The organism is Allobosea sp. NPDC055594 (genome assembly GCF_053618995.1).
Map to the genome: position 1 here is coordinate 51,540 of NZ_JBSHIO010000007.1, position 16,316 is coordinate 67,855.

Annotated in this window: 16 protein-coding genes; 11 read left to right on the top strand and 5 right to left on the bottom strand. The window is 67.7% G+C overall.

The window, feature by feature from the left end:
* Nucleotide 1: 1 nt before the first annotated feature.
* The gene (locus tag ACWGRX_RS15485) at nt 2-1,591 is read right to left on the bottom strand and encodes a gamma-glutamyltransferase family protein (protein ID WP_452118265.1); all 1,590 of its coding nucleotides are present in this window, start codon (nt 1,589-1,591) and stop codon (nt 2-4) included.
* Nucleotides 1,592-1,704: 113 nt separating this feature from the next.
* On the opposite strand from ACWGRX_RS15485, the gene ACWGRX_RS15490 reads away from it, so the two are divergent.
* Nucleotides 1,705-1,944: a hypothetical protein gene (locus ACWGRX_RS15490; RefSeq protein WP_291635570.1), complete on the top strand. Its 240-nt coding sequence runs from the start codon at nt 1,705-1,707 to the stop codon at nt 1,942-1,944.
* 4 nt (nt 1,945-1,948) lie between these two features.
* Here ACWGRX_RS15490 and ACWGRX_RS15495 read toward each other — a convergent pair whose 3' ends face one another.
* The 3 genes from ACWGRX_RS15495 to ACWGRX_RS15505 all read right to left on the bottom strand — a co-directional run bounded on the left by ACWGRX_RS15495 (nt 1,949) and on the right by ACWGRX_RS15505 (nt 5,701).
* Nucleotides 1,949-2,314, bottom strand: coding sequence for a DUF1850 domain-containing protein (locus ACWGRX_RS15495; protein WP_452118266.1), 366 nt, complete (start codon nt 2,312-2,314; stop codon nt 1,949-1,951).
* Complete coding sequence (locus tag ACWGRX_RS15500) at nt 2,311-4,620, bottom strand: TRAP transporter permease (RefSeq protein WP_452118267.1); 2,310 nt, start codon at nt 4,618-4,620, stop codon at nt 2,311-2,313. The genes ACWGRX_RS15495 and ACWGRX_RS15500 overlap by 4 nt, the downstream gene beginning before the upstream one ends.
* Before the next feature lie 112 nt (nt 4,621-4,732).
* On the bottom strand, nt 4,733-5,701 hold the full coding sequence (locus ACWGRX_RS15505) for a TAXI family TRAP transporter solute-binding subunit (RefSeq protein WP_291645895.1): 969 nt from the start codon (nt 5,699-5,701) through the stop codon (nt 4,733-4,735).
* Nucleotides 5,702-5,940: 239 nt separating this feature from the next.
* Here ACWGRX_RS15505 and ACWGRX_RS15510 point away from each other — a divergent pair, with 239 nt between their 5' ends.
* The 10 genes from ACWGRX_RS15510 to ACWGRX_RS15555 all read left to right on the top strand — a co-directional run bounded on the left by ACWGRX_RS15510 (nt 5,941) and on the right by ACWGRX_RS15555 (nt 15,071).
* Nucleotides 5,941-7,563, top strand: a complete 1,623-nt coding sequence (locus tag ACWGRX_RS15510) for an OpgD/OpgG family glucan biosynthesis protein (RefSeq protein WP_452118268.1) — start codon at nt 5,941-5,943, stop codon at nt 7,561-7,563.
* Nucleotides 7,564-7,655: 92 nt separating this feature from the next.
* Complete coding sequence (locus ACWGRX_RS15515; protein WP_452118269.1) at nt 7,656-8,357, top strand: DUF2161 domain-containing phosphodiesterase; 702 nt, start codon at nt 7,656-7,658, stop codon at nt 8,355-8,357.
* A gap of 74 nt (nt 8,358-8,431) precedes the next feature.
* Nucleotides 8,432-8,575 carry a hypothetical protein gene (locus ACWGRX_RS15520; protein ID WP_291635584.1) on the top strand — a complete coding sequence of 48 codons (144 nt, stop codon included), beginning with the start codon at nt 8,432-8,434 and terminating at the stop codon, nt 8,573-8,575.
* A 14-nt stretch (nt 8,576-8,589) separates the two neighbouring features.
* Nucleotides 8,590-9,315 carry a zinc ABC transporter ATP-binding protein AztA gene (gene aztA, locus ACWGRX_RS15525; RefSeq protein ID WP_452118270.1) on the top strand — a complete coding sequence of 242 codons (726 nt, stop codon included), beginning with the start codon at nt 8,590-8,592 and terminating at the stop codon, nt 9,313-9,315.
* Between the two features lie 213 nt (nt 9,316-9,528).
* Nucleotides 9,529-10,359, top strand: a complete 831-nt coding sequence (locus ACWGRX_RS15530) for a metal ABC transporter permease (RefSeq protein WP_452118472.1) — start codon at nt 9,529-9,531, stop codon at nt 10,357-10,359.
* A gap of 36 nt (nt 10,360-10,395) precedes the next feature.
* Nucleotides 10,396-11,325 carry a metal ABC transporter substrate-binding protein gene (locus ACWGRX_RS15535; protein WP_452118271.1) on the top strand — a complete coding sequence of 310 codons (930 nt, stop codon included), beginning with the start codon at nt 10,396-10,398 and terminating at the stop codon, nt 11,323-11,325.
* Between the two features lie 129 nt (nt 11,326-11,454).
* A complete protein-coding gene (locus ACWGRX_RS15540) occupies nt 11,455-12,417 on the top strand; it encodes a CobW family GTP-binding protein (protein ID WP_291645901.1) in 963 nt (320 codons plus the stop codon).
* 132 nt (nt 12,418-12,549) lie between these two features.
* A complete protein-coding gene (locus ACWGRX_RS15545) occupies nt 12,550-13,557 on the top strand; it encodes a WD40 repeat domain-containing protein (protein ID WP_452118272.1) in 1,008 nt (335 codons plus the stop codon).
* A 5-nt stretch (nt 13,558-13,562) separates the two neighbouring features.
* Nucleotides 13,563-13,832 carry a hypothetical protein gene (locus ACWGRX_RS15550; RefSeq protein ID WP_452118273.1) on the top strand — a complete coding sequence of 90 codons (270 nt, stop codon included), beginning with the start codon at nt 13,563-13,565 and terminating at the stop codon, nt 13,830-13,832.
* An 84-nt stretch (nt 13,833-13,916) separates the two neighbouring features.
* Nucleotides 13,917-15,071 carry a winged helix-turn-helix domain-containing protein gene (locus ACWGRX_RS15555; RefSeq protein WP_452118274.1) on the top strand — a complete coding sequence of 385 codons (1,155 nt, stop codon included), beginning with the start codon at nt 13,917-13,919 and terminating at the stop codon, nt 15,069-15,071.
* Between the two features lie 18 nt (nt 15,072-15,089).
* On the opposite strand, the gene ACWGRX_RS15560 is transcribed toward ACWGRX_RS15555, so the two are convergent.
* Nucleotides 15,090-16,295 carry an SGNH/GDSL hydrolase family protein gene (locus ACWGRX_RS15560; RefSeq protein ID WP_452118275.1) on the bottom strand — a complete coding sequence of 402 codons (1,206 nt, stop codon included), beginning with the start codon at nt 16,293-16,295 and terminating at the stop codon, nt 15,090-15,092.
* Nucleotides 16,296-16,316: the final 21 nt, after the last annotated feature.

The window sequence follows — 16,316 nt, forward strand, 5'->3', positions numbered from 1 at the left end:
GTCAGATCCCCCTGGCATCACCGTCGGAGCGCGGGTCATGCGTCGCCTCGACATGACCCTTCTGGTGCTTGACCAGCAGGCCGGCATGGCCGAACTGGTCGGAATAGGCTTCGCTGTATTCCTCGACCGGGTGGCCGGCGGCGGTCAGCCGGGCCAGCAGCATCGGGTCGAAGCGGCTTTCGAGCTTGAGCGAGATCGAGCCGGCGCCCCAGGTCCGGCCGAAGAGCCAGCGCGGCGCGTCGACGGCATCCGCGACGCTCTGGCCGAAGCGGTAGCGCGACAGGATCTGGGCCTGGAACTGCGGCTGGCCGTCGCCGCCCATCGCGCCATAGGAGACGATCCGGCCGTCGTCGAAGCGCGCCAGCGGCGGGTTGAGCGTGTGGAAGGGCTTGCGGCCCGGCGCCAGCGGGTTCAGCGCCTTGGCGTCGAGCGAGAAGGAGACGCCGCGATTCTGCCAGTTGATGCCGGTCTTTGGCAGGATGCAGCCCGAGCCGTACTCCCAGTAGATCGACTGGATGTAGGAGACGGCGAGGCCGGAGCCGTCGATCGCGCCCATCCAGACGGTGTCGCCCTCGCCGGGCCGGAAGGGCCAGCTCGCGGCGCGGCGGCGGTCGATCTTCTGCGCCTCGCGGGTGAGGACGGCCTCGCTCAGCAGGCTCGCCGGATCGATGGTCATGAAGGCGGGGTCGGTGATCACCTGGTCGCGCAGTGCCAGCGCCCGCTTCACCGCCTCGACCAGCCCGTGATGATGGTCGAAACTCTCGGCCCGGGCGACGCCGAGCTTCTCGAAGATGCCGAGGATCAGCAATGCCGCCAGCCCCTGCGTCGGTGGCGGGAAGTTGTAGGCGGTCAGCCCCGGCAGCTTCAGGGACAGAGGCTGGACCGCGCGCGCCCGGAAGGCCTCGATATCGGAACGGCTGATCGGCGCGCCGAGGCGTTCGAGGTCGTCGGCGAGTTCGCGGCCGATATCGCCGCGGTAGAAATCGTCGAGCCCGGCATGGGCGAGTTGCTCGAAGGTTGCGCCGAGCGCCCGGGGCTTGCGCCGATCGCCGGCCTTGGGTCGCTCGCCGTCCGGCCAGAAGAAATCGCTGAAGCCGGGCGCTGCCTTCACGGCCTCGATCTCCTGAGGCCAGGTGCGCAGCTCGGAATCCGAGATGGCATAGCCCTCGCTGCAATGGCGGATGGCGTCGGCCAGGAGATCCTTCAGCGGCATCCGACCGCCGAGGCTTTGCGCGAGCGCCAGGGCCGCCTGCCAGCCACCGATCGCGCCGGCGACCGTGATCGCTGCATCGGCGCCACGGGACGGCAGGGTATCGTAGCCCTTTTCGCGATAGCGTTCGATCGTGGCGAGTGAGCCGGCGCCGCCGCAGGCCTCGATGGCGTGGACCTTGCCGCCGGGCTCGTGCACCAGCCAGAAGCCGTCGCCGCCGATCGCGTTCATATGCGGGTAGACGACGGCGATCGTCGCAGCCATGGCGACCATGGCCTCGATGGCGTTGCCGCCTTCGGCAAGGATCGCCCGGCCGGCTTCCGAAGCGAGATGATGGGGAGCGGCGACCGCGGCGCTGGCGAAGACGGGAGACTCGGACATCAGGCTCTTTTCATTCGGGGTAGCGGTGACCATTTGCCGATCGGGCGCGATTTTGTTGCATGCCGCCGCCGCCTAGGCTAGGCGGTCTACGCATGGGTCCGAGGAATCGAAGCATGGCCGCAGGGCGTACCAACTGGCGCAACATGATCCTGGTGATCTCGATGGCGATCCTGATCGGGGTCGAGCTGTTCGGGGTCGCCCTGGCTTCGGGCTGGGCACTCGCCGGCATGTTCGAGCTCGGCCATATCGTTGCCTATGTGCTGATGGCGCTGTTCTCGGGCTTTGCCGCCTATGGCATGGTCGCCTTCATGCGCCGCGTGGTGAAGATCGAGCGCCTGCACCCGCCCCACTGAGCCGTCACGGACAGGGCTTCAGCACCACCGGATCGGCTTCGGCCGGAATCAGCTCCGCCATTGCATGGCAGGAATTCCCGACGCAGACGCGCCAGTCTGCCGTGGCGCCGGAACGGCGCATCACGACCTCGCGCAGCGCCGGCAATTTCGGCTGCCAGCGCCAGAAGCCGTCGGCCAGCTTCGCCCCCTCCGGCGGATCCATGCCGGCGCCCGAGCCCTGCACGCGCGCCTCGGCGAGGACGAGCCCGTCGGGGCTCTCGCGCCAGAGTTCTTCCCAGAGCGTCTTCTCGACCGAATGGCGCCAGGCGAGGGTGATCTCGCCGGCGCCGAGCGGCACGAGCAGGGCGCCGGCGGCGAGGCAGATGCTCATGCCGCCGGTTTTTCCACTGCCTTGGCGCGCCAGAGATGGAAGCCGATGAGCAGGGCTGCGAGCGCGAAGCCGATCTCGTCGGTGATCGGCAGGGCGGCGACGAGGAGGGCCGCGGCGAGGGCCGCGGCCACGCGCTCCCAGAGTGCCAGGGGCCGCACGAAATAGCCGACGAAGGCGGCGCCCCAGAGCACCATGGCGAGCGTCGCCTTGATCACGATGTAGGCGACGGCGAGCCAGTAGCTCGCGCCGGAGAGGCCAGCCACCGGCTGAAGCATCAGGGTCGGGTCGTAGACCGCCATATAGGGCACGACGAAGCCGGGCAGGGCGATCTTCACCGCCTGCACGCCGATCTTCATGCCGGAGACCTTGGCCATCGGCGCCGCCGCAAAGGCGGCGAGCGCCACCGGCGGCGTCAGGTCGGCCATGATGCCGAAATAGAAGACGAACATGTGGCTGACGATCAGCGGCACGTCGAGCTGCAACAGGATCGGCGCCGCCAGCGAGGAGGTGATGATGTAGTTCGGGATGGTCGGGATGCCCATGCCGAGGATCAGGCTGAAGATCATCGTCAGGACGAGGGCGAGGAACATCGAGTTCTTGCCGATGCCGATCAGCCAGGAGCCGAAGATGGTGCCGAGGCCGGTCAGGGTCATGGTGCCGATGACGATGCCGACCAGGGCGCAGGCGAGGCCGACCGGCAGAGCCTGGCGGGCACCGTCGGCGAGCGCCGCGACACAGGATTCCAGGACCTCGCGGCCGGAGCGGCCGCGCAGCACGTTCCAGAGCACGAGTGCGAGCACGACCATCAGTACGGTCGCCATGCTGATCGCCATCGAAGCCGCCGAGATCAGCGCGAAGCCGACCCAGAAGACGATACGCAAAGCGGGTGTGGTGAGCCCGGTCGAGATCGCCAGAGCGAGGATCAGCGCGACCGTCAGAGCGAGCCCGATCGCGCCGGCGAAGAGCGGGGTGAAGCCGGCGAAGAGCAGATAGACCAGCACCAGGAGCGGGGCGATCAGATACCAGTTCTTGCGGATCTCGGCGCGCGCGCTCGGCAACTGCGCTTTCGGCAGGCCATGGAGGCCGAGCTTGCCGGCTTCCAGATGCACCGCCCAGTAGCAGGCGGCGAAATAGAGCAGGGCCGGGATGATCGCGGCCTCGACGATCTTCGAATAGGGCACGTCGATCGTCTCGGCCATGATGAAGGCGACGGCGCCCATCACCGGCGGCATGATCTGCCCGCCCATCGAGGAGGTCGCCTCGACGCCGCCGGCGAAGGCGCCGTTGAAGCCGGAACGCTTCATCAGGGGAATGGTGAACTGGCCGGAGGCGACGACATTGGCGACGCCGGAGCCCGAGACCGTGCCCATCAGCGCCGAGGATGCGACGCAGACCTTGCCCGGCCCGCCCTGCTTGCCGCCGAACACCGCCATCGAGATGTCGTTGAAGAAGTCGATGACGCCGGCCCGCTCCATGAAGGCGCCGAACAGGATGAACAGGAAGATGAAGGTGGCGGAGACCGCGGTCGGCGTGGCGTAGAGGCCCTCGGTGCCGAAGGCCATCTGCTCGACCACCTGCTCCAGGCTGTAGCCGCGATGGTCGTAAGGCGCGGGCAGGTAGTTGCCGAACAGGCAATAGGCCAGGAAGGTGCCGGCGACCAGCGGCAGAGCGATGCCCATCGCCCGCCAGACCAGGAGGAAGAGAACGACGAGCGCACCGAGGCCCACCACCATGTCGGCATGGGTCAGCTCGCCGGCGCGGTTCACCAGCTCGTTGTAGTTCCACCAATGATAGAGGCCGATGGCGAAGCCGAGCACACCGACCGCCCACCAGAAGGCCCGGGCCGGCGGCGAGGTCTCGTCGGCATTGGCGAGCAGGCCGCAGGCGGTCAGGCTGAGGAAGCCGACATGCAGCGTGCGCAGCACCTGGTTCGGCAAAGTGCCGGTATAGAGCGTCACCAGTTCGAAGGCGCCGAACAGGGTGAGGAAGGCGAGGACCGCCTCGAGATTGGGTCGGCCGCGGGCCGCGCCGAGCAGGATCCAGCCGAGCCAGAGTACGAAGGCGATCCGGATCAGGAGGATCGGCGTCAGCCAGGCGATCGCGGGCAGGATCCGGAAGTCGAGCGGAATGCCGAAGGCGGTGACGATCTGGAAGGCCGAGAAGGCGACCGCGATCCAGAACAGCAGCCTTCCCTTCCAGCCCTGGCCGAAGGTCGCCGGCAGGCCGTGCTCGGGATCGTAGGGTGCAGCCTGCGGAGAGCCGGCGATATCCGGGACGGCCAAAGGCCTGCTGGCTTGCGTGCTCATCGGCTGTTCCCCGTCATCGCCGCGCTCGCAGCGCGATCTTGCTGCTTCTGTCGGTTAAAAAAGGCGAGGCCGGTTCGACCGGCCTCGCCTGGCGTATCGCCGTTGAGGTGGCTCAGGAGCCGACCTTCAGGCCCTTTTCCTTGAAGTAGCGCGCGGCGCCCGGATGCAGCGGCAGAGGCATGCCGTCGAGCGCGTTCTCGAGCTTGATCGAGCGCGCGGCCGCATGGGCGGCGGCAAGATCGGGCAGGTTTTCGAAGATGGCCTTGGTCATCTGGTAGACCGTCTCCTCCTTCATGCCCTCATGGGTGGCGAGGTAGTTGACCACGGCGGCGGCCGGGACGGCGGCGGTCTGGCCGGTATAGGTGTTGGCCGGGATCGAGACCTTGACGAAGGGCGGGCCGGCCTTGTCGACCACGGCGGCGGGCACCTCGACCACGGTGATCTCGACCGAGGTGGCGAGGTCGCGCAGCGAGGCGACGCCGAGGCCGGCCGATTGCAGCGTGGCGTCGAGCTGGCGGTTCTTCATCAGCTCGACGGATTCGGCGAAGGGCAGATACTCGACCTTGCCGAGATCCTTGTAGGACAGGCCGGCCGCGGCGAGGATGGCGCGGGCATTGAGCTCGGTGCCGGATTTCGGCGCGCCGACCGAGAGGCGCTTGCCCTTGAGATCGGCGAGCGTCTTGATGCCGCTATCCTTCGAAGCGACGATCTGGATGTAGTTCGGATAGATCGCGGTGATGCCGCGCAGCTTCTTCAGCGGCGCCTTGAAGCCGGCCTCCTCGTCGCCCTTCCAGGCGGCGTCGAGGGAATCGCCGAGGGTGAAGGCGATCTCGCCCTTGCCCTGCTGGAGCAGCTGCAGATTCTCGACGGAGGCCTTGGTCGCCTGCACGGTCGGGCGGACATTCGGCACCTTCTCGCCATAGATCTTCGAAAGGGCGACACCGAGCGGATAGTAGACGCCGGAGGTGCCGCCGGTCAGCACGTTGATGAACTCCTGGGCGCGTGCGGCGCCCGGCGCGACGGCGATGGCGAAAGCGGTGGCGATCCCGGCCAGGCTGCGGCCGCTGAACAGCGTCTTCATGGTTCCTCCCGAAACGGTTCCCGCGCTTCCAAGAGCCGGGCTTCGGCATTTGTAGGATGCTTGGCGCCGGAAAGGGAAGCCGGGCCAAAGGGCTAAGTGGCGGAATGCCCGCTTGCGGCGCGATTTTCGCCCTGCTCCCGACAGAATGAGGCGGAGATTGCCCTCACCGGCTGGACAGGCTAGCCGGGGAACACCATCTGCACATCCGTCCCACGCCGCCGTCACGGAGCGCTTACCCGATGCCTTCGCAGAAGCCGAACCAGCCTTCGATCGACCGTCGCCTGCTCCTGTCGGGGGCGGCTGGAACGGCCGTGCTGGCCGCGCTCGGCTTCGCGCCCGGGGCGCTGGCGCAGCAGGGGCTGAAGCTCGGCCAGGCCGAGGCGTTCAGCTTCGAGGGGCTGAAGGCGCGGGCTCGCGACCTCGCCGGCAAGCCCTATCAGGCGCCGCCCAATCCCAAGCCCGACGTGCTCGAGAAGATCGACTACGATGCCCATGGCAAGATCAGGTTCAAGCCGGAGCTGGCGCTCTGGGCGAACGGCCCCTCGCCCTGGCCGGTGACCTTCTTCCATCTCGGGCGCTATTTCCAGAAACCGGTCCGCATGCATGTCCTCGAAGACGGCAAGGCGCGCGAGATCGTCTATGACGAGAGCTATTTCGAGATGCCGGCCGACTCCCCGGCCAAGCAGCTGCCGCCGGGTGCCGGTTTCGCCGGCTTCCGCTTCCAGGAAAGCCGCTCGGGCCATCCCGGCCGCAAGGGCGAGAAGCTCGACTGGCAGAAGAACGACTGGGTCGCCTTCCTCGGTGCCTCCTATTTCCGCGCCATCGGCGAGCTCTACCAGTACGGGCTCTCGGCGCGCGGCCTCGCCATCGACCCGGCTGTAGGCGGCAAGGCGGAGGAGTTCCCGGACTTCACCCATATCTGGCTGGAGACGCCTGCGGCCGCCGCCGAACAGGTCGTGGTCTACGCTCTGCTCTCCGGCCCCAGCGTCGCCGGGGCGTTCCGCTTCCGGATGCATCGCGGCAAGGGCGTGGTGATGGAGATCGAGAAGGAGCTTCATCTGCGCAAGGATGTCGAACGCCTCGGCATCGCACCGCTGACCTCGATGTATTGGTATTCGGAGAAGGCCAAGGCGACGGCCGTCGACTGGCGGCCGGAAGTGCATGATTCCGACGGGCTGGCGCTGTGGACCGGCAGCGGCGAGCGCGCCTGGCGGCCGCTCAACAATCCCACGCGCACCATCGCCTCGGCCTTCGTCGACGAGAATCCGCGTGGCTTTGGGCTCATGCAGCGCGACCGCGAGTTCGGCCACTACATGGACGGCGTATTCTATGAGCGCCGGCCGAGCCTCTGGATCGAGACGATCGGCAATTGGGGCAAGGGCTCGGTGCAGCTGATCGAGATCCCGACCGATGACGAGATCCACGACAACATCGTGGCGATGTGGGTGCCGCAGGCACCGGCCAAGGTCGGCAGCGCCTTCAGCTTCCAGTATCGCCTGCACTGGCTCGCCGACGAGCCCTTCCCCTCGCCTCTCGGCCGCGTCGTCGCGACGCGGATGGGCAATGGCGGCCAGCCGGGCACGGTGAGGCCGAAGGGCGTGCGCAAGTTCATGGTCGAGTTCAAGGGCCCGGCGCTGGAGACGATCCCCTTCGGCGTCAAGCCGGAGGTCGTGCTCTCCAGCTCGCGCGGCAGCTTCTCCTACATCTTTGCCGAGGCGGTGCCGAACGACGTCCCCGGTCATTGGCGGGCCCAGTTCGACCTGACGGTGGAGGGCACCGATCCGGTCGAGATGCGCTGCTTCCTGCGCGGCGGCGACAAGGTGCTGACCGAGACCTGGATGTATCAGTACCTGCCGGGTTGACGCTGCCGCACGGCGTTTGCCTCCCGGAAACCACTCTGCGGGCATATCGTCTTGGGGCATATCGGCCCATCGATCGGGCCGGAGGCGCTCTGGTGGAAACGTCGCTCTATCTTCCGGTCAAGCGCTTCCTCGAAGGGCTGGGCTATTGCGTGAAGGGCGAGGTCGGCAATTGCGACCTCGTCGCGCTCCATGGCGAGGATCCGCCGGTGGTGGTGATCGGCGAGCTGAAGCTCAGCTTCAATCTCGAGCTGATCCTGCAGGGCGTCGACCGGATGAGCGCCGGTGACGAGATCTGGCTCGCCGCGCAGCTCTCCGCCAGGGGCAAGGGGCGCGAGAGCGACCCCCGCTACCGTAATCTCTGCCGACGCCTCGGCTTCGGCCTGCTCGGTGTCGGAAAGACGGGCGAGGTCGAGGTGCTGGTCTCCCCGGTGGCACCGACGCCCCGCAAGGACCCGCGCCGGCGCTCGCGGCTGGTCGACGAGCACAGGCGCCGCAAGGGCGACCCGGCTGCCGGCGGCAGCACGCGCAAGCCGATCATGACTGCCTATCGCCAGCAGGCGCTGGCCTGCGCCGCGGCGATGACGGAGGCGCCGCAGCGGCCGCGCGATCTCAGGCCGTCCTGCCCGGATGTGCAGAAGATCCTGCATCGCAATGTCTATGGCTGGTTCGAGCGCGCCGAGCGCGGGCTGTATGCGCTGACGCCGACGGGACGCAGTGCGGTCGCGGCCTGGCTTGCCTCATCGGCTGCGCTGGCCGTCGAGCCGGTGCGTGAGCCCGCCGAGCCCGTCGCGTGAGTTCCTGTCGACGCATTGCGAGCGGGGCTCCGGCGCGCTTGCCATCAATCTAGCGTAACATTATATCGTTCCGCATGGCCCATGCGCATTCCCACCGCCATCCCGTCTCGGAAAGTCCCGGCTGGTCGCTGCTGCGGCTGTCGGCGGCGGGCCGGCTCGGCCTGGCGCTGGCTGCGATCATGGTGCTCTGGGCGGCGACGCTCGCCGTCATCGCGTGAAGAGTAACGCCGTCATGCCCGCCATCCGCCTCACCGATCTGACGCTCGGCTATGACCGGCATCCGGCCGTGCATCATGTCTCGGGCGAGATCGAGCAGGGCAGCCTGACCGCGATCGTCGGCCCCAATGGCGCCGGCAAGTCGACCCTGCTCAAGGGTATCGCCGGGGCGCTCTCACCGCTCGGCGGCGCGATCGCGCTGCAGAAGGGCCAGCGCCTCGCCTATCTGCCGCAATCGGCCGAGCTCGACCGTTCCTTCCCGATCCATGTCTATGATCTTGTCGCCATGGGGCTCTGGAACAGCGCCGGCATGTTCGGCCGGATCGGCCTCGGCCAGCGTGGCCGGATCGAGGCGGCGATCGCGGCCGTCGGTCTGACCGGCTTCGAGCGTCGCAGCATCGGCACCTTGTCGGGCGGGCAGATGCAGCGCGCCCTGTTCGCGCGCCTCCTGCTGCAGGATGCCGATCTGATCCTGCTCGACGAGCCCTTCACCGCGATCGATGCCCGCACCACCGCCGATCTGCTGGAGCTGGTCCAGCGCTGGCATGGCGAGAAGCGCACGGTCGTCGCCGTCCTCCATGATATCGAGACCGTGAAGCGCGCCTTCCCGCAGACGCTCCTGCTGGCGCGCGAGACCGTCGCCTGGGGCGAGACCGGCGCGGTGCTGACCGCCGGCAATCTGCTCAAGGCGCGCCACATGGTCGAGGCCTTCGACAGCCATGCGCCGGCCTGCGCGGCGTGACGCCGCTTATGCCGGAATAGACAACCTCAATCCCTCATCCTGAGGAGCCGCGATAGCGGCGTCTCGAAGGATGCTCCAGCGCGCACTGGACCGTCCTTCGAGACGCGATCTGCGATCGCTCCTCGGGATGAGGGCTGTATTTGCCATAGGCTGAGAGAAGCCACGCTCGTGCTCTACGACCTCCTGATCGGCCCCTTCGCCGAATTCGACTTCATGCGCCGGGCCCTGGTCGGCATCGTCGCGCTCTCGCTCTCGGGGGCGCCGGTCGGCGTCTTCCTGATGCTGCGGCGGATGAGCCTGACCGGCGATGCCATGGCCCATGCGATCCTGCCGGGCGCGGCGCTGGGCTATCTCGTCGCCGGCTTCTCGCTGCCGGCGATGACGCTGGGCGGGCTCGCGGCCGGATTCGCGGTGGCGCTCGCCGCCGGGGCTGTGGCGCGCCTGACGGTGCTGAAGGAGGACGCTTCCCTCGCGGCCTTCTACCTGATCTCGCTGGCGCTGGGCGTCACCCTGGTCTCGCTGCGCGGTTCGGCGGTCGATCTCTTCCATGTGCTGTTCGGCAATGTTCTGGCGCTCGACGACGAGGTGCTGCTGCTGCTCGCCTCCGTCGCCAGCATCACGCTCGCGACCTTGGCGCTGGTCTACCGGCCGCTGGTGATGGAATGCGTCGATCCCGGCTTCCTGCGTTCGGTCAGCCGCTCGGGCGGTTTCGTCCACCTGACCTTCCTTGGCCTCGTCGTGCTCAATCTCGTCGCCGGCTTCCACGCGCTGGGCACCCTGCTCGCGGTCGGCCTGATGATGCTGCCGGCCGCCGCGGCGCGTTTCTGGACCGCCGACATCACCCGGCTGATCCTCACCGCCTGCGGCTTCGGCATGCTCTCCGGCTATGCCGGCCTGGTGGCGTCCTATGCCGCCGGCAGTAATCTTCCGGCGGGGCCAGCGGTGATCCTTGCCGCGGGAGTGCTTTATCTCGGCTCGCTGCTGTTCGGCTCGCAGGGCGGCTTGGCGCGACGGCTCTTGCCTCGGGCCCATCTCCAGCGCTAGTAATGTTATAGTGTTTCATATAGCGCGAGAGCTGTCATGCTGAACCGCCGTCTCTTCCTGTTCTCCGGTCTTGCGACCGGAATCGGCCCGGCGCTCCCGGCTTTTGCCCAGGGGCAGTCAGGGGAGGGCAAGCTCGCGGTCGTCGCCAGCTTCTCGATCCTCGCCGATTTCGTCCGCGAGGTCGGCGGCGAGCGCGTCGCGCTGACCACGCTGGTCGGGCCGGATGGCGACGCCCACGTCTATTCGCCGAGCCCGGCCGATGCGAAGGCGATGGCTGCGGCCAGCCTCGTTGTCGTCAACGGGCTGAAATTCGAGGGCTGGCTGACCCGGCTGCTCAAATCCTCCGGCACCAAGGCGAAGCTGGCGACGGCGACGGAAGGTGTCACGCCGCTGAAGATGCAGGACGACGGCCACGGTCATGGCCATGGCGGCGAGGATCCGCATGCCTGGCAGAGCGTCTCGAACGCCAAGGTCTATGTCGCCAACATCCTGAAGGCGCTGAGTGCCGCCGATCCGGCCGGCAAGGCGATCTACGAGGCCAATGCCGCCGCCTATCTGGCGAAGCTCGACGCGCTCGAAACCGAAATCAAGGCAGCGGTGGCCCGCATCCCGGCCGACCGGCGCAAGGCGATCACCTCGCATGACGCCTTCGCCTATTTCGCCAAAGCCTATGGCATCGCCTTCGTCGCGCCGCAGGGCGTCTCGACCGAAGCGGAGGCCTCCGCCCGCGATGTCGGGCGGATCATCCGCCAGGTGAAGGCGCAGAAGGTGCCAGCGGTGTTCCTGGAGAACATCAGCAATCCGCGCCTCGCCGAGCAGATCGCCCGCGAAAGCGGCGCCAGGATTGGCGGGCGGCTCTATTCGGACGCGCTCTCGGGCAGCGATGGGCCGGCCGGGACTTACATCGCGATGATGAAACACAATATAAGCCAGATCGAAAAGGCGCTCGCCGCCGGCCCGGCCTGAGAGGCAAGTTCACAGTAGCCACGCGTCATCCCGGACAAGCTGCAAGGCAGCGCAGCTCCGGGATGACGCGTGGTTGACATGACTCCGGCCGCCGCCCGACCGAATCGCGAAGTGAATCAGGATCGACCCATGTCCGAAAAAATTCCCGTCACGGTGCTCACCGGCTATCTCGGCGCCGGCAAGACCACGCTCCTCAACCGCATCCTCACCGAGGACCACGGCAAGAAATTCGCCGTGATCGTCAACGAGTTCGGCGAGGCCGGCATCGATGGTGACCTCGTCGTCGGGGCCGACGAGGAAGTGTTCGAGATGAACAATGGTTGTATCTGCTGCACGGTGCGCGGCGATCTGATCCGCATTCTCGACGGGCTGATGAAGCGCAAGGGCAAGTTCGACGCGATCATCGTCGAGACCACCGGCCTCGCCGATCCCGCGCCGGTCGCCCAGACCTTCTTCGTCGATCAGGATGTCGGAGACGCCACCAAGCTCGATGCGGTCGTGACCGTAACCGATGCGAAATGGCTGAAGGACCGCCTCAAGGACGCGCCGGAGGCGAAGAACCAGATCGCCTTCGCCGACGTCATCATCCTCAACAAGACCGATCTCGTCACCGAGGCGGAGCTGGCCGAGGTCGAGAGCGCGATCCGCGCGATCAACCCCTATGCCAAGCTGCACAAGACGACGCGCTGCGAACTGCCGATCGAGAATCTGCTCGACCGCAACGCCTTCGATCTCGACCGCATCCTCGATATCGAGCCCGATTTCCTCGAGGCCGGGCATCATCACCACCACGCGGACGATGTCCGCTCGATGTCCTTCACCATCCCCGGCGATGTCGACCCCGACAAGTTCATGCCGTGGATCAACGATCTCAGCCAGGCGCAGGGTCCGAACATCCTGCGCTCCAAGGGCATTCTCGCCTTCAAGGGCGAGCCGCGGCGCTTCGTCTTCCAGGGCGTGCACATGATCCTCGACGGCGATCTGCAGCGCGACTGGAAGCAAGGCGAGGCGCGGCAGTCGCGGCTGGTCTTCATCGGCCGCGATCTCGACGAGAAGGCGCTGCGCGAGGGTTTTCTGGCCTGCGCGGCCTGAGCGCTGCCACGACGCGCCATCCATCTTGCGTCATCCCGGAGCGAGCTGCGGCCGTCCGGGATGACGGCGGAGGTTGGCTGATCTACTTCGGATAATGGTTCCTCTCGCCCGAGATTTTGCTAGACCGCGACCATGGACACCATCAGCAAACCCGTCTCGCTGCGCGAGCATGTCGTTCCCGTCGAAGCCGGCGAGCATGTCGTCGCCGTCGCCTGGCTGAAGCAGACCCTGGTGCTGGCGCTTGCCGACGGGCGCCTGCTGCGCTGGCGCGACGGCGCGGTCGAGAGCGTCGCCGCGCATCGCGGCGGCATCCTCAGCGCCTGCTCGGATGGCGAGCGCCTGATCAGCGGCGGTGACGACGGCCGCATCGTGGCGACGGCCGCCGAAGGCGAGCCGACGGAGATCGCCGCCGATCCGAAACGGCGCTGGGTCGACGCGGTGGCGCTGTCGAATTCCGGCAGCATCGCCTGGAATGTCGGCCGCTCGGTCCATGCCCGCGACGACAAGGGCAAGGTCAAGTCGCTCGACGTCGCCTCGACGCCGCAAGGCGTGGTCTTCGCGCCGAAGGGCTACCGGCTCGCCATCGCCCAGATGAACGGGGTCTCGCTCTGGTATCCGAACACCGAGGCGAAGCCGGAATTCCTGGAATGGAAGGGCTCGCATCTCGACGTCACTTGGTCGCCGGACGGGCGTTTCGTCGTCACCTCTATGCAGGAGAATGCCCTGCATGGCTGGCGGCTCGGCGACAAGCCGACGCATATGCGCATGACCGGCTACCCGGCCAAGCCGCGCTCGCTGTCCTGGTCGCATGACGGGCTTTGGCTGGCCTCGAGCGGGGCGGATGCGGCGATCGTCTGGCCCTTCCAGGGCGAGGGGCCGACCGGCAAGGCGCCGCGCGAATGCGGCGCCCGCCATGCCAAGGTGACCCGCGTCGCCTTCCATCCCAAGGCGCTGGTGCTCGCGGTCGGCTATGATGATGGCTGCATCCTGATGATCCGCCTGGTCGACGGCTCGGAGCTGCTGGTCCGCGCGGCGCAGCGCGGCAGCGGCATCACCGCCTTCGCCTGGGACAAGCTCGGCAAGAAGCTCGCCTTCGGCGCCGAGGACGGGGCGGCCGGCGTCCTGACCCTGCCGGGCTGAGCGCGATGCGCTTCGGCCTGTTCGGCAGGGGCAAGCGCGAGGCGGACGAGGCCGATGCCGCGGCCTCGGTGAAGCGGCAGGTGCGGGCGCTGCTCGCCCTGCCGGAGAATGCGGTGATCGCCGTCAACGAGATCCTCTGCGCCGATCCGGCCTGCCCGGGCACGGAGACGGTGATCCTGGTGATGAATCCCGGCGAGAAGACCAGAGCCTACAAGGTGCAGAGCGCCCTGGCCGAGCTGACGCCGGAGGCCTTGGCGCTGGCATTGGCCGTCTGACTCAACTCACCGCCGCCATGGCTTGTCAGCAGTGCCTGGCGTAGCGCCTTAACCTTCGCGCGCCGCCTCGCTAGCTTGCGGCAAATGGCGACGCGACCCCGCAAGATTCCCGAACTGGGCAAGCCCCAGGCCCGCAGTATCTGGCTCAGGGCCCAGCGCCTCGACAGGGCCGAGCCCTTCGGTGCCGGCCCCGGGGCGACGGAGGCCGCAGTCGCGCATCTCGGCTATGTCCAGATCGACACGATCAACGTGATCGAGCGCTGCCATCACCACATTCTGTACAGCCGCATCCCCTCCTATGGGCGGGCCGATCTCGTGCAGGCCCAGTCGGCCGACAAGGCGGTGTTCGAGTACTGGACGCATGCGCTGTCCTATGTGCCGTCGGCGGATATCCGCTATTTCCTGCCGGCGATGAAGGCACATCGGGCCGAGCCGAAGCGCTGGTCCTCGGTCGGGGGCGGGGCGGAGGCCCGCAAGCTGCTCGCCCGCATCCGCAAGGAGGGCGCGCTCACCATCCGCGACATCGACACCGACGTGCTCGTCGAGAAGACCCATCTCTGGGCGAGCAAGAAGCCCTCGAAAGGCCTGCTCGAACGGGCCTTCTACGATGGCGAGCTCGTCATCTCGGCCCGCTCCGGCATGCTCAAGACCTATGAGCTGATGGACCGGCATTTCGGCTGGGAGAAGCGGCCGGCGCCTGCCTCCGAGCGACAGGTCATCGCCTACAAGCTCGACCGCGCCCTGCGCGCGCAGGGTGTCGTCAGCCTCGATTCGATCTGCCATCTCGATGCGCCGAGCAAGAAGGCCGTGGCCGAGCTGATCGCCGCCAGGGTGAAGCGCAGGCAATTGGTCGAGGTCACGATCGAGGGGGCCTCGACCTCGCCGCATTGGGCGGCGCCGGAGATGCTTGAGCCGGCCGCGCCTGGGGGTGAAGAACTCGTCCACATCCTGTCGCCCTTCGACCCGCTGATCATCCAGCGCAAGCGGCTGAAGCTGTTCTTCGGCTATGAGCATCTGTTCGAGGCTTATCTGCCGAAGGAGAAGCGCCTCTTCGGCTATTTCGGCCTGCCGGTTCTGGCGGGAGACCGGATCGTCGCCGTCGCCGACCTCAAGACCGACCGGGCCGGACGCAAGCTGCTGATCCAGCAATGGACCTGGCTGGAACCGGTGCCCTCGGCGGAGCTGCGCCGGCGGGTCGACGCCGAGATGGAGCGTTTCGAGCGTTTCCAGCTGGGCTAAACCCGTCTGTGGCCGGGCTCAGTTCGGCCTCGGCCAGCGGAAATCGTCGGCGCGGCCCGGCTTCGGCTCGGGCGCGACGCCGTCTCCGAAGATGCGGTCGAGCTGGGTCGCGGTATCGCCGCGGCCGCGGGCATCCTGGATCGAGGCCAGGAGCGCGGATTCTCCGGCTGCCGGTGCTGCGCCGGTCAACGGCAGGATCGGACCGGCGAGCGGCCTGACCGGAAGGACGGGAACGAGGGAAATATCGTCCGTCCGGCCGCTGACCATCCGGTCGATCAGCCGTTCGATCGCGTCGGTCTGCTGCTCGGCGGCCGCTGCTGCGCCGGCTTCGGCAGGCAGGGCGATGACGTTCTCGCTCGGCGTGCGGTCGAGGATGCGGCGGATCAGGACGTCGACGAAATGGGCGGCTTTGCGGGCGCCCGCCTTGGTGAAGTGCACGCCGTCGCCGAGGCGCAATCTCGTGGTCTGGCCGTCCACGTCCGGGCCCATCGCGCTGTAGCGGTTCTCGGCGTCGAGATAGGGGGTCCAGAGATCGACGAACTGCCCGCCGGACGCCTCGACGCCCTTGCGGAAGAGGTCGTTCAGCACGGTGAGGTCGGTCGAAAGCCTGGTGTTCTGCATCGGCGGGGCGCCGGCCCAGATCAGCGGTATGCGCCGCGCCGCGAAGGCTGCCGTCACCGCCTCGATGCGGGAGCGGTAGATCTGCAGCCAGCGTTCGCTCAGCGGTTCAAGCGTGACCTCGCCCTCGCGGATCGCCTGGCGATCGTTCGGCCCCAGCGAGATCACGCCGACCATGATCTTGGGATCGGCGGCGAGCAGCTCCACCACCGCCTTCGGCCAATCGTAGAAATCGTTGCGGACCAGGCCGCTATCGGCCTTGGCCTTGCGCTGAACCGCGACGTCGGCCCGGTCATTCAGGCTGTCGGTGAGGCCGATGGCGATCTGGTCGGCGAGCGTGTCGCCGACGACGAGGACATGGTGGTTGACGTCGACCTTGGGGATGACCGGATCATCGCGGACCATCTGGGGCGGCCGGCGCCGGGTCTGCTGCGGCGCCGGCCGGCTACGCTGCCGCGGCTGGACCGCTGGTCGCTCGGGCACCTGCCAGAACAGGTTGAAAAGACTGCGGCGCTGCGGCTCGCCCTGGGCGAAGGTCGCAGGGCCGCCGGTGAGCAGCAGGAGCGCGGAGGCCGCGAGGATCATGGCGATGGAGCGTAGACGCATCGCTCGGCTACCCGGCGTCGG

Bases quoted from the DNA above. Each gene is read 5' to 3' on its own strand.
- ACWGRX_RS15485 (WP_452118265.1), bottom strand. From the start codon at position 1,591: ATGTCCGAGTCTCCCGTCTTCGCCAGCGCCGCGGTCGCCGCTCCCCAT.
- ACWGRX_RS15490 (WP_291635570.1), top strand. From the start codon at position 1,705: ATGGCCGCAGGGCGTACCAACTGGCGCAACATGATCCTGGTGATCTCG.
- ACWGRX_RS15495 (WP_452118266.1), bottom strand. From the start codon at position 2,314: ATGAGCATCTGCCTCGCCGCCGGCGCCCTGCTCGTGCCGCTCGGCGCC.
- ACWGRX_RS15500 (WP_452118267.1), bottom strand. From the start codon at position 4,620: ATGAGCACGCAAGCCAGCAGGCCTTTGGCCGTCCCGGATATCGCCGGC.
- ACWGRX_RS15505 (WP_291645895.1), bottom strand. From the start codon at position 5,701: ATGAAGACGCTGTTCAGCGGCCGCAGCCTGGCCGGGATCGCCACCGCT.
- ACWGRX_RS15510 (WP_452118268.1), top strand. From the start codon at position 5,941: ATGCCTTCGCAGAAGCCGAACCAGCCTTCGATCGACCGTCGCCTGCTC.
- ACWGRX_RS15520 (WP_291635584.1), top strand. From the start codon at position 8,432: ATGGCCCATGCGCATTCCCACCGCCATCCCGTCTCGGAAAGTCCCGGC.
- aztA (WP_452118270.1), top strand. From the start codon at position 8,590: ATGCCCGCCATCCGCCTCACCGATCTGACGCTCGGCTATGACCGGCAT.
- ACWGRX_RS15530 (WP_452118472.1), top strand. From the start codon at position 9,529: ATGCGCCGGGCCCTGGTCGGCATCGTCGCGCTCTCGCTCTCGGGGGCG.
- ACWGRX_RS15535 (WP_452118271.1), top strand. From the start codon at position 10,396: ATGCTGAACCGCCGTCTCTTCCTGTTCTCCGGTCTTGCGACCGGAATC.
- ACWGRX_RS15540 (WP_291645901.1), top strand. From the start codon at position 11,455: ATGTCCGAAAAAATTCCCGTCACGGTGCTCACCGGCTATCTCGGCGCC.
- ACWGRX_RS15545 (WP_452118272.1), top strand. From the start codon at position 12,550: ATGGACACCATCAGCAAACCCGTCTCGCTGCGCGAGCATGTCGTTCCC.
- ACWGRX_RS15550 (WP_452118273.1), top strand. From the start codon at position 13,563: ATGCGCTTCGGCCTGTTCGGCAGGGGCAAGCGCGAGGCGGACGAGGCC.
- ACWGRX_RS15555 (WP_452118274.1), top strand. From the start codon at position 13,917: ATGGCGACGCGACCCCGCAAGATTCCCGAACTGGGCAAGCCCCAGGCC.
- ACWGRX_RS15560 (WP_452118275.1), bottom strand. From the start codon at position 16,295: ATGCGTCTACGCTCCATCGCCATGATCCTCGCGGCCTCCGCGCTCCTG.